Here is a 12,737-nt window from a genome sequence, read left to right as displayed (position 1 = left end):
TGCCGCTCGACTTGCATGTGTTAGGCCTGCCGCCAGCGTTCAATCTGAGCCATGATCAAACTCTTCAATTTAAGATTTGTTTGATTTGCTGAACTCGTCAGCGATGCTCAAAGAATTAAAACTGTTTATTCGTAATGAATTTACTGTTGTTCACTCTTCAAGACTTTTTATCTCGTTAAGATACGGTCTTATGAGTGCCCACACAGATTGTCTGATTATATTGTTAAAGAGCAGTGCGTGCGGCCTGAACCGCTTCGCGAGGTGGCGTATATTACGCTTATCACCTTCAGAGTCAACGTTTATTTTAAAGCGTTTTCCCTTTCTTTACCGACCGGCTTGTGAGTCACAGCGCCGTGTCGATGGAGGCGCATTATAGGGACTTCTCCGCCGCTGACAAGCGCTAAATGCAAAAAAATGACCGAGCGAGTTTTTTTTCAGCAAAGCGCATTAAAAGACGGCGTTATGCCGGATTTTCCAGCGTTTATTGGTAAGAAATCTTACCGGACGGATTGCCGCACCATTAATTCCGGCGTCAGCACCAGCACATTGGGCTCTGTGTCAGGATGTTCCAAACGATGAAGCAACGTATCAACCGCCAATTCCCCCAGTTCATCCTTCGGTTGATGAATCGTCGTCAGCGGCGGTGACATATAGCGCGCCAGCTCAATATCGTCGTAACCGACTACCGCCATATCCTGAGGAATCGACAGCCCCGCCTGATAAAGCGCATGATAAACGCCAACGGCCATCGCATCATTACTGGTGAACACCGCTTCAGGCTTATCTTCCAACGCTAATAACTGCTGCATAGCGCGATAGCCCGTTTCAAACTCAAAATCGCCGAAAATTTCATAATCCGCGGGAACAAATAACCCAGCGCGTTGCATCGCCTGCCGATAGCCCTCCAGTCGGTTGTAGGCCGTCGTCTTATCTTTCGGCCCCGCAATGCAGGCTATCTTTTTATAACCGCGCGCAATGAGGTAATTGGTTGCGATCTCGCCGCCGAGCAGAGAGTTATCTTTAATCACATCCATGACGCCTTCAAAAGGCGTCCAATCCATCATGACCATCGGAATAGAAGGATAACGGCTCATCATATCGGGCAAAGGGCGATGACTTTCCGTGCACATCAGCAATACACCATCGACCCGCTTTTGCAGCAGCGTTTCCAGACTATGACTCATTCTGTCGCGATCGCCTTCGGTGTTGCACAGAATCAGGCTATAGCCTCGCTCATAACAACAGCGTTCAACGCCACGGACCACTTCGGCATAAAACGGGTTATTACTGGCAGTGAGTAACATGCCGATGGTGCGGGTCTGGTTTATTTTCAGGCTTCTGGCCAGCGCCGACGGCGCATAGTTGAGCTCTTCAACGGCTTTCATCACTTTGTCGCGGATGGCCTCGCTGACAAAGCGATCATTATTAATCACGTGGGATACGGTAGAAGTGGAAACGCCCGCCAGAAGGGCGACATCTTTCATGGTGGCCAAAAATTACCCCTGAGCTTGCAAAAATTCGTCGATCTCTTCACGCCACGGAACAGAAGGCTGAGCGCCTCGGCGAGTAACGGCTATCGCCGCTGCCGCATGGGCAAATTTTACGGCGGAGGACATCGGTTTATTTTCCAGTAACGCGGTAACGAGCGCGCCATTAAACGTGTCTCCGGCGGCAATAGTATCCACGGCTTTGACGCGATACCCCGCTATACGTTGCCCCTGGCCGTTTTCACTTAGCCATACGCCTCGGCTACCCAATGTGATGAGAACCGTTTCGATGCCTTTATCATGTAGAACCTGTGCGGCACGAGACGCATCCTCTTCCGTCTCGACGGTAATTCCCGTCAGGAACTGCGCTTCGGTTTCATTCGGCGTGATCATATCAACCAGCGATAGCAGTTCATCAGGCAGTTCACGAGCGGGGGCAGGGTTAAGGATCACTTTCGTTTGATGTTCGTGCGCCAGTTTGGCGGCTGTGATGACCGTTTCCAACGGCGACTCAAGCTGCATAAGCAACGCAGAGGCATCAATAATGTATTGCTGATGACGATGAAGGTAATCAGGCGTCACAGCCGCATTCGCGCCTGCGTTTATCGCGATCATGTTCTCCGCTTCGGCGTTAACAAAAATCAGCGCGACGCCGGTCGTTTCCCCGGAAATAGCCTCAACGGCGGAAACATCAATATGGTCTTTGGACAACTGCTGGCAAATACGCGTGCCAATATCGTCTTCTCCGACACAGGCAATAAAGGCGATATCTGCACCGCTTCGGCCAGCGGCAACGGCCTGATTGGCGCCTTTCCCACCAAAAGCAACGCTATATTGTTTACCGATCACCGTTTCACCCGGGCGGGGAAATTGCTCAAGGTTGAGAATATGGTCAGCATTAATACTGCCCAGCACCACCAGCTTACCCGTTTTCATTATGTCGAATCCCGCTACGTTAATAATGCGCCACCGCAAATGGGTGGCGCGAGCCCTGCTTTATTCTTTAATTATTTTGCTACCAGCTTCAGATCAACCGGAATGATGGCCTGCGTTTTTTCACCTTTCAGTACTTTTGCCGCCGTTTCGATACCGATCACACCGATCTGATCGGGACGCTGAGCAACGGTTGCCGCCAGTTTGCCTGACTCTACGGCCTTCACGCCATCTTGCGTGCCGTCAAACCCGACAACCAGCACATCCGTTTTCCCTGCGGTTTGCAACGCGCGCAGTGCGCCCAACGCCATTTCATCGTTCTGAGCAAATACAGCCTGAACATCCGGATGAGCGGTCAGCAGGTTCTGCATCACGTTCAGCCCTTTAGTACGATCGAAGTCAGCGGGTTGACTGGCCAGCATAGCAAATTTATTTTTCTCTGCCGATTTCATGAAGCCGGCGCCACGCTCACGCGCGGCAGAGGTTCCGGCAATCCCTTCCAACTGAATCACTTTTGCGCCTTCACCCAGTTTTTTGGCAATGAAATCACCAGCGACTTTACCGCCGAAGGCGTTGTCAGAGGCAACGTGGCTCACCACTTCGCCGCTACTGGCGACGCGATCCAGCGTAATAACCGGGATTTTAGCCTGATTAGCCATTTTAATCGCATTACCTACCGCATCGGAATCGGTCGGGTTGATCAGCAGAACTTTGGTTCCACGTACCGTCAGATCCTGAACGTTTGCCAGTTCTTTCGCCGGGTTATTCTGAGAGTCCAGCACAATCAGCTCGTAGCCCAGTTTGTCGGCTTCTTTCTGCGCGCCTTCTTTCATTGAGACAAAGAATGGGTTATTCAGCGTAGAAACCACCAGAGCAACCGTATCTTTAGCCAAAGCATTCGCACTGACAGTCGCGCTCAGCGCAACAGCGGAAACCAGAGTAGCCAGTTTTTTCATATTCATAACGCAATTCCTGTGTGAATGAAGGTTATTTACTGCTTTTGTTATCTACCAGAACCGCCAGCAAAATGACGACCGCTTTGACGATCATTTGGTAGTAAGAAGAAACACCTAATAGATTCAATCCATTGTTGAGGAAACCAAGGATAAGCGCACCGATGAGCGTGCCAACGATACGTCCTTTGCCCCCGGCCAAACTGGTGCCGCCCAATACCACCGCGGCGATGGCATCCAGCTCATACCCCGTCCCCGCCGTTGGCTGTGCGGAGGACAAGCGTGCGACCTCAATAATTCCCGCCAGAGCAGACAGCAGCCCACACAGGGAATAGACAATAATCTTGATTTTATCCACGCTGATACCGGACAAACGCGTCGCGGACTCATTGCCGCCCAGCGCATAGATATAGCGCCCCAAACGCGTGTGGTGCAGCATGTACCAGGCCGCCGCGAACACGATAGCCATGATCCAGATCGGCGTCGGAATACCCAACGGACGACCAATTCCGAACCAGCCAAACGCATCGGCCGCGTCGGAAAAACCGGTATTGATTGGACTGCCGTTGGTATAAACCATCGTCACGCCGCGCAGCAGCAGCATCATCACCAGCGTGGCAATAAACGCCTGCACTTTACCTTTAGAAACAATAACGCCCGTACCTGCGCCGATCAGCGCGCCCAGCGCCAGCGCGCCAAACACCGCGACCAGCGCATTCACTTCAAGCCCGACGATGGAAGCCGCCACGGCACCGGTCAACGCCAACAGCGATCCCACCGACAAATCGATGCCCGAAGTCAGGATCACCAGCGTCATACCCACGGCCATGATGGCATTCACCGACGTCTGCTGAAGAATGTTGAACAGGTTGTTCAGGGTGAAAAAGTTAGGGCTCATAGCGGATACAATCGCAATCAGGATCAGGAGCGCAATCAGCGACTTCTGCTCCAGTAACCACGCTTTGCTGAACCAGCGTTTTTCCGCGATAGATTGAGAACTCATGTCTGACTTACTCCTGCTTTGCGCCATATTGCTTACCAACAGCCGCCGCCATCAGTATTTCCTGGGTTGCTTGCTCAATCGGGAAATCACCGCTTAAGCGCCCTTCATGCATAACAATGATGCGATCGCTCATTCCCAATACCTCGGGCATTTCGGACGACACCAAAATAATGCTCAGACCTTCTTCTTTGAATTGATTGATTAACTGATAAATTTCTTTCTTCGCCCCGACATCGACGCCGCGGGTTGGTTCATCAAGGATCAAGACATTCGGGCGCGTCATCAGACCGCGGGCAATCGCCACTTTCTGCTGGTTGCCGCCGGAAAGCAGACCGATGGGCTGCTCCATTGATGGCGTTTTGACGTTAAACAGACGAATAAAATCGCCTACGGCCAGCTGTTCTTCGGCATGTTTAAGGCGTCCTCCCGTCCGGCTGAAATAACGCAGTGCGGTTAAGGACATGTTTTCTTTTACCGACATGCCCAGCACCAGACCATCGCGCTTACGATCCTCGGAAATGTAAACGATGCCGTTAGCCAAACCATCCTGCGGTTTACGGGTCACGACGTCGCGACCATCCAGCGTCACGCGTCCGCCGGTTCGCGGCAGTGCGCCGTAGAGGATCTTCATCAGCTCAGTCCGACCTGCGCCCATCAGCCCCGCAACGCCGAGAATTTCACCTTTGCGCACCGTAAAGCTAACGTTGTCGACGCCCGGCCCGGACAGGTTCTGTACGTTAAGGCGAACGTCCCCCGGCGCTTTATTCAAGCGCGGATACTGGTCTTCCAACTTGCGGCCCACCATCATTTCGATCAGCGTATCTTCCTGCAAATCACTCACCGGACGCTCACCGATAAACTGCCCATCGCGGAAAACGGTAATGTCATCGCAGATTTCGAAGATTTCTTTCAGACGGTGGGAAATATAGACAATGCCGCACCCCTGAGATTGCAACTCTTTGATCACGCTGAATAACGAGGCGGTTTCGGTATCCGTCAGGGCATCGGTGGGTTCATCCATGATGATGACTTTCGATTCAAAGCTCAGTACCTTGGCGATTTCCACCATTTGCTGATCGCCAATCGATAGATCTCCCACGATACGACGACTGTCATAGCGCAGATTCAGACGCTTCAGGAGCTTATCGGCTTCCACATACATCTTGTTCCAGTCGATACGACCGAAGCGGTTAGTAAACTCGCGGCCAAGAAAGATATTCTCAGCAATCGTGAGCTGGGGGATCAGGTTAAGTTCCTGATGGATAATACCAATCCCCGCTTCCTGAGACGCTTTCGGCCCGCTGAAATCCACCTCCTGCCCCAGAAAATGGATGCTGCCGGCATCTTTACGGTAGATCCCGGTCAGGACTTTCATCATGGTGGACTTGCCCGCACCATTTTCGCCTACCAGCGCCATCACTTTTCCCGGATAAACATTGAGTGCCGCACCGGAAAGCGCCTTAACGCCGGGAAAAGATTTCGTGATGCCTTGCAGTTGCAGTAAAGGTTGCATGGGTGCCTCAGAACGTTACGCCAGCACAAAGAATGACATTGGCATAAGGAGAACACTCTCCGCTGCGAATGATGGCCCGGCTTTTGCCGCTTTGGGTTTTTAATTCTTCATGGCTGACATAGTGCAGCGCAATGGTGTTTCCCTGGTGTTGTTCAAGCTGCTTCAATTGTTCAAGTAATGCGTCATGGACGGTGGGATTCTTCTCACGAATTTCCTGCGCCAGAATGGCGGCTTCAACCTGCATTTCGCTGGTGACAATACTCACCACCTGCAAGAACGTCGGCACGTTATGCGTCAATGCCAGGTCGATGCGCGTCGTCGTTTCAGGGATCGGTAACCCCGCATCGCCAATCACCAAGGTATCGGTATGCCCTAGCTGGGAAATTACGGAAGAAATGTTTGAATTCAATAATGCTGTTTTTTTCATCTTTTTGCCCCACCAGCGAAACGTTTCGCTGATAACATATTAGAAAAAGAAGCGGGAAAGGCAATAAAGAAATAAAAAAAGTGTGATCGCTATCGAAACGTTTCGCTAACAAAAATAGAAAGGGTGATTAATACGTTCTGAACAGACATAGCATCCGATTTCTGAATTTTCTTGGATGAAAAAACTCAAAAAATCAGTATATTAATGAAAATCTTGTTATCAATGTCTAGTATATACAAATGGAAGTAATTACTAGACTAATACTACCCCCCATAAATTTCTCTGGGGGATAGCAACAGTGCCTGATAAAAAAACCTAGGCGGCGATAGCGACAAAACATTCGCCGTCGTTAACACCGACGAGCTCAACATTGTGTTCGCATGGGTTGAACTCTACATGCTCACATGAATGATGATCATTATGTTCTTCATCGTCACATGAATAGTGATGATTATGTTCTTCATCATCACAATCTAACAAGAAACCCATCCCCATATCACTTGCTGAAAGATCACATCCATCATAACCGAAAATTGACTCATTAAATTCGGCTAAGCAATCAAGTAAAGGCTGAACAATTTGATCTAGAATAACGCCCTCTAGGATACCATTCTGTAGATCGTCAAGGATACTCGGTAAATTAGTGATACAATTATCACCGAATATCGGTTTAAGAATATCGGTTACTGACTCGGTTAATACTTTGATTGGAATTTGAATTAATTCCGCATCGTGATCAAGGTGAGCACTGATATACTGTAAATCTTTGCCAACAATCTCACCGATGCCATCCCGAATGGCACATATCGCACCTTGGAGATCAGCTTCGCCAATGTTTTCAACGAAATCACCCGTAGTATTCAGCACCGTTCCTATGGCTTGTCCAGCTTCAGCACCCCACATTGTAAAGTGATGGGTGACAATTTCGACACCGTGCGTGGCACCATTTATCACATTTGCAGCAGCATCAACAACACCATTGACAACAGGCATGGGTTCGGTGACGTCAGAGATAAAATCTGTAACGCCATTTACAACTTGTTGGGCACCACTAACTGCGGTAGCTACTGCGTTAGCAACACTGGTGACGGCATTTGACTCCGCATCACCAATAAAACCCAGCGTTTTTCCGATCAAAGAAAACGTATTATTTAAAATCCCCATAAATGGCATCTCCATAGGGTATTAACATTTAAAATTAATGACTTAATAAAAGTCACCTACGTGGATTTATATAGAAATACAAATCACGTATAAAATTTATACTAATGTTTTATGTTTTACTAATCGGATTGAAAGTAATAATTGTTTGTTTTTTAATTCAATAATTAACGTTATATACATATAAAAACATAATCATTAACTTAAAATATAAAAAAAAACCAATAGCGTAATAATGTATGGTTTTTTTATTATTTAAATTTATATAAAAATAACTCCAATATAATTTATTATTATATTAAGAGTTTTCTTAAAATTTTATTGGGTATTATCAGGATATCTCAAGAGGGTGAGAGGATTTTTTTCTCTAATGTAAAATTGGCGGGACATAAGCCCACCAATAGAGAATGAGGATAATGCTTTAAAGTTTGCGAATTTGCTTCACGTCCACTTCGACGGAATTGAAGTCTTTATCCAGTTCGCCCTGGATTTCCACTTTATCGGTGGGTGAAACCATTTGGCCATTCCAGCGCTTATGGTCGATTTCTACTTCTATCGTGCCCGTTGAATCGCGGAATAAATAGTTTTCATCGCCAATTCGTTTTTCAATATTACCTTGCAGCGTGACCCAACTATCATCACGCAACGATTTCACCTTTTCTACCGTGGTAAGAGAGCTCTGTGAATCGGTGAATCCCCCTTTATGGGTGCCAACCGCTGGCGTTTCCGGATTGACAAAACCACCGCCGCTTTGTGCGGCAAGTACCGGGGTGGAAACCAGAGCGGTAATAGCAAGTAACGCGGCTGCTTTTTTCATGTTTACCTTCCTTATTTACCAATTGTTTCGCAGTTAAGCTGCGGGAGTCATCTCTCTTCGGAAAAGATTAAAACAAACGATTCTTAACAGAATCTTAAGGCGTCGGTCGTCGCATGTTTATTGTTTAAAATTGCCGGAATCGCCCGATTTCAGCGAGTTTTCCTGTACATGCCATCATCCTATTTCGTATAAAAACCCAAAACAGCGACGCGCTCCCTGCGAGGCAGGCATGAGAATATTGTTAATCGAAGACGATCGTCTGATCGGCGATGGCCTGAAAGCCGGACTGATCAAATTGGGTTTCAGTATAGACTGGTTTACGGAAGGCAACGCGGGGGCCGCCGCATTGAAGGCTGCGCCTTATGATGCCGTCGTGCTCGACCTCAGCCTTCCCGGTATGGACGGGCTGGATATTCTGCGCCAGTGGCGTCAGTCTGGTCATGACGAACCGGTATTGATTCTGACCGCCCGAGACGCGTTAGAACAGCGTGTGGAAGGGTTGCAGCAGGGCGCCGATGATTATTTATGCAAGCCCTTTGCGCTGACGGAAGTCGCCGCTCGTCTTCAGGCCCTGATTCGCCGTCGCCATGGGCAACTTCAGCCTGCGCTGACGCACGGCGCGGTTTCCCTTGAACCGGGTTCTCGCTGCGTCACCTTTAATAATGAGCCGTTGATACTCAAATCCCGCGAGCTGGCGCTGCTGGAACTGTTTTTGCTCAATCCCAACCGGATACTGACGCGCGCGCAATTGGAAGAAAAGCTCTACGGGTGGGATGATGATGTCTCCAGCAATGCGGTAGAAGTCCATATCCACCACCTGCGCAAAAAGCTGGGCAGCGGGTTTATCCGTACCGTGCATGGGGTGGGCTATATTCTGGGAGACGCGCCATGAAGCGGCTCAGCCTGCGTTTACGCCTGATTGCGGGGTTTACACTGCTGACACTGATGTGCTGGGGCATAGCCAGTCTGCTTTCGTGGTATCAAACGCGCGATAACATCAATGAATTATTTGATACTCAGCAAATGCTGTTTGCCAAACACCTGGCCACCATGAATCCCGATGAATTGCGAATCCAGTCAGCTTCTCTGCCCAAAACCAAAAATCTGGTACATAAAAACCGAGGCAAACAGGATGATGATGCGCTGGCCTTCGCTATTTTTACCCGCGACGGGAAAATGGTATTGAACGATGGCGATAACGGCAAAGATTTTATTTTTGACTATAAGCGCAACGGCTTCACCGACGGCAAACTGCGTGATGATAATGACGCATGGCGCATCGTCTGGCTGACGACGGCGGATCATCGTTATGTCATCGCCGTCGGTCAGGAGTGGGAATATCGTCAGGACATGACGTTGGATATTGTCAAAATCAGCCTGATGCCCTGGCTGTTCGCTCTGCCGATTATGCTGTTACTGCTGTACTGGCTGGTGACACGTGAACTCTCGCCGCTAAAACGCATGGCCGATGAGCTGCAACAGCGTTCGCCTGACGAAAGTACTCCGCTGATGACGCAACACGTCCCGCAGGAAGTTCGCCCGTTGGTCAACGCGTTAAACCAGCTCTTTTCCCGCATTAGCGACATGCTGGTGCGCGAGCGGCGTTTTACCTCCGATGCGGCTCACGAGTTGCGTAGCCCGCTGGCGGCGTTGAAAGTTCAAACCGAAGTGGCGCAATTGGCGCATGACGACGAGGCTATGCGTCGCCATGCGTTGACCAATCTGGATAAAGGCATTGATAGAGCGACCCGGCTGGTGGATCAACTTCTCACGCTGTCACGACTGGACGCCGGATCGCATACCGAAGGTCAGCAATCCGTTCAGTTCAATGAACTCCTGCAACAAGCGACCATCGCGCATTACCACACGGCGCAAGCGGCAGGGATCGAACTGACGCTGGATGTACCGGACACCCCGGTTATCCGGCAAGGCCATCCGCTGCTGCTCACTCTGCTGGTGCGTAATCTGTTGGATAACGCCATTCGCTACAGTCATGAGGGGGGAACGGTAAGCCTGACGCTGACGGAACGCGGCTTTCAGGTTGCCGATAATGGTCCGGGCCTCAGCAGTGAGGCGCAGTCAAGGATCGGAGAGCGCTTTTATCGGCCACCGGGACAGGAAAAATCCGGCAGCGGTCTGGGGATTTCCATCGTTAACAACATCGCCACGCTGCACCACATGCAGGTTACTTTTACCAACCGGCCCGAAGGCGGGCTGATCGTGTCGGTGAATTGGCAAAAGCTATAGGACGTTACGTTGGGGTAAGATCGAGATACTCGGTCGACCACGAGGCGAGGTGTCCCTGCGGGAACCTCATCCTCGTGTTTCCCTAATAACAAACAGCGAGTCGCTGCCTGCGTGTTAACGATAGCGAGTATAGAGGGTTCACTTAAATCTCGACCTGTATTCCCAGCTCAATCAGCCTGTTCGGCGGTATCTCAAACTGATCCGCCGCACGCAACGCGTTACGGCTAAGCATCATAAACAGCTTACCGCGCAAGCGCAGATACCACGGACGCTCGCCGATAGTCAGCGATTCATTGGACATAAAGAAAGAGGTTTCCATCATTTGACAGGTTAACCCATCCTGCCAGCAGCGATGAAATACCGCTTCCACATCCGGCGTCTCACGCCAGCCGTAGTTGGCGATCACCCGCCAGAACGTGGGGGAAAGCTGTTCAACCGTAACCCGGCGAGCATTCAACACATAGGGCGCATCTTCAGTACGCATGGTCAACAGCACCACGCGCTCATGCAGGATCTTGTTGTGCTTGAGATTATGTAGCAACGCGAAGGGAATGACGTGAGTCGCACGCGAGAAATACACCGCCGTGCCCGGCACCCGCGTGGGCGGTGACTTCTCCAGCGAGGCGATCATCGCGTCCAGCGAGTTGCCATGTTCATGCAGCCGACGCAGCAGCCTGAAACGCTCGCTTTTCCACGTCGTCATGATAATAAACATCACCATGCCCAACGTCAGCGGCAGCCAGCCGCCAGACAGAATTTTGACCACGTTCGCCAGAAACATCGGTACATCGATAACCAATAAGCCCGTCAGTAAAATCCATACCAGATAACGGTGCCAGTGCCAGTTCTTCGCCGCTACCGTACAGAACAGAATGCTGGTCAACACCATCGTCCCCGTTACCGCAATCCCGTAAGCCGCAGCCAGATTACTTGAGTGCTCAAAGTTCACGATTACAATGACGACCGCGATATAGAGCATCCAGTTAATTGCCGGAATATAAATCTGACCGGACTCCATATCCGACGTATGCACAATGCGCATCGGCGGCAGATAGCCAAGGCGCACCGCCTGTCGTGTCAACGAGAAAACGCCGGAGATCACCGCCTGTGAAGCAATAATCGTCGCCAGCGTCGCCAGCAACATCAGCGGGATCAGCGCCCAATCGGGCGCCAGCAGGAAGAAAGGGTTCTTGATCGCTTCCGGATTCTTTAACAACAGCGCCCCCTGACCGAAGTAATTTAATACCAAAGACGGCAGCACGACTGTAAACCAGGCCAGACGAATCGGGAATTTGCCAAAATGCCCCATATCGGCATACAGCGCTTCAACCCCGGTAATGGCGAGTACCACCGCCCCCAGCGCAAAGAACGACACCGCTTTATATTCGGCAAAGAAGCGCACGGCATACAAGGGGTTCAATGCCTGCAAGACCTCTGGATTAGCGATTACGCTACGTGCGCCCAGCACGCCAAGCGCCAAAAACCAAATTAGCATCACGGGCGCAAACAGTTTGCCAACGCTGCCGGTACCGTGTTTTTGAATGATAAACAGTAGGGTAAGCACGATAATCGATAACGGAACGATATAGCTGTCCATCGACGGTGCGACGATTTCCAGCCCTTCGATTGCCGACATCACCGAAATGGCAGGTGTAATAACCACTTCACCATAAAAGAAACTGCCGCCAATCAACCCCATGATGACCAGTACGGACGTCATGCGATCGGAGGTATTGCGTCCGGCCAGCGACATCAGGGTGAGGATCCCGCCTTCGCCAGCGTTATCTGCACGCATCACATAGGTCAGGTATTTCAACGAAACAACGAGAACCAGCAGCCAGAAGATCAGTGAAAGAAAACCAAAGACCGAATCAGGTTCAACCCCAAAACCAAATTGTCCTGATAGACATTCCCTTAACGTATAAAGCGGGCTGGTGCCGATATCGCCATAAACCACCCCAATGGCTGCCAGCGTCACCGCCGACAGCGAACGTTTATGTTCTGAGCTCATAAACCTATCTTCTGTGATTAATCAGTCCGCTGAACGCGTCATTCACAATAACTCATCCCAAAACGCACAGTATGCACAAATCGGGATAAAAACCCATTCTTATTCTGCAAGGCTTTGTATACGAAACATCCTGAAAAAAGTGGTTTATTGATTCCCCATAAATAATGCGTATAACTATTCTAATA

General features: G+C 50.1%; 11 protein-coding genes and 1 rRNA gene. 2 read left to right on the top strand and 10 right to left on the bottom strand.

Features of this window, described 5'->3' with window-relative positions:
* The 9 genes from EDC54_RS13455 to EDC54_RS13415 all read right to left on the bottom strand — a co-directional run.
* Positions 1-71: ribosomal RNA gene (locus tag EDC54_RS13455) — 16S ribosomal RNA — on the bottom strand; the annotation flags it as partial.
* Between the two features lie 426 nt (positions 72-497).
* A complete protein-coding gene (rbsR, locus tag EDC54_RS13450) occupies positions 498-1,493 on the bottom strand; it encodes a ribose operon transcriptional repressor RbsR (RefSeq protein ID WP_165904315.1) in 996 nt (331 codons plus the stop codon).
* A gap of 3 nt (positions 1,494-1,496) precedes the next feature.
* Complete coding sequence (gene rbsK / locus EDC54_RS13445) at positions 1,497-2,423, bottom strand: ribokinase (protein ID WP_132457206.1); 927 nt, start codon at positions 2,421-2,423, stop codon at positions 1,497-1,499.
* Positions 2,424-2,494: 71 nt separating this feature from the next.
* The gene (gene rbsB / locus EDC54_RS13440) at positions 2,495-3,382 is read right to left on the bottom strand and encodes a ribose ABC transporter substrate-binding protein RbsB (protein ID WP_005976509.1); all 888 of its coding nucleotides are present in this window, start codon (positions 3,380-3,382) and stop codon (positions 2,495-2,497) included.
* Positions 3,383-3,407: 25 nt separating this feature from the next.
* Positions 3,408-4,376: a ribose ABC transporter permease gene (gene rbsC / locus EDC54_RS13435; protein WP_132457202.1), complete on the bottom strand. Its 969-nt coding sequence runs from the start codon at positions 4,374-4,376 to the stop codon at positions 3,408-3,410.
* Positions 4,377-4,383: 7 nt separating this feature from the next.
* The gene (gene rbsA, locus EDC54_RS13430) at positions 4,384-5,889 is read right to left on the bottom strand and encodes a ribose ABC transporter ATP-binding protein RbsA (RefSeq protein ID WP_132457199.1); all 1,506 of its coding nucleotides are present in this window, start codon (positions 5,887-5,889) and stop codon (positions 4,384-4,386) included.
* Between the two features lie 7 nt (positions 5,890-5,896).
* Positions 5,897-6,316 carry a D-ribose pyranase gene (rbsD, locus tag EDC54_RS13425; protein ID WP_132457196.1) on the bottom strand — a complete coding sequence of 140 codons (420 nt, stop codon included), beginning with the start codon at positions 6,314-6,316 and terminating at the stop codon, positions 5,897-5,899.
* A gap of 315 nt (positions 6,317-6,631) precedes the next feature.
* Positions 6,632-7,480 (bottom strand): hypothetical protein, encoded by an 849-nt coding sequence (locus tag EDC54_RS13420; protein ID WP_132457193.1) that lies wholly within the window; start codon positions 7,478-7,480, stop codon positions 6,632-6,634.
* 418 nt (positions 7,481-7,898) lie between these two features.
* Positions 7,899-8,294 (bottom strand): YgiW/YdeI family stress tolerance OB fold protein, encoded by a 396-nt coding sequence (locus tag EDC54_RS13415; protein ID WP_132457190.1) that lies wholly within the window; start codon positions 8,292-8,294, stop codon positions 7,899-7,901.
* A gap of 229 nt (positions 8,295-8,523) precedes the next feature.
* Between EDC54_RS13415 and qseB the strand changes: the two genes are divergently transcribed.
* Positions 8,524-9,186: a quorum sensing response regulator transcription factor QseB gene (gene qseB, locus EDC54_RS13410; RefSeq protein WP_132457187.1), complete on the top strand. Its 663-nt coding sequence runs from the start codon at positions 8,524-8,526 to the stop codon at positions 9,184-9,186.
* Entirely contained in the window at positions 9,183-10,541 is a 1,359-nt protein-coding gene (qseC, locus tag EDC54_RS13405) for a quorum sensing histidine kinase QseC (protein WP_132457184.1), read from the top strand. Before qseB ends, qseC begins: the two co-directional genes overlap by 4 nt.
* A 142-nt stretch (positions 10,542-10,683) precedes the next feature.
* Here qseC and kup read toward each other — a convergent pair whose 3' ends face one another.
* Positions 10,684-12,552, bottom strand: a complete 1,869-nt coding sequence (gene kup, locus EDC54_RS13400; protein WP_132457181.1) for a low affinity potassium transporter Kup — start codon at positions 12,550-12,552, stop codon at positions 10,684-10,686.
* Between the last annotated feature and the right edge of the window lie 185 nt (positions 12,553-12,737).

Source organism: Samsonia erythrinae (assembly GCF_004342665.1).
In the GTDB taxonomy this organism is placed as follows: domain Bacteria; phylum Pseudomonadota; class Gammaproteobacteria; order Enterobacterales; family Enterobacteriaceae; genus Samsonia; species Samsonia erythrinae.
The sequence above is the reverse complement of the archived record's forward strand: the minus strand, read 5'-3'. Positions and strand labels throughout refer to the sequence as shown.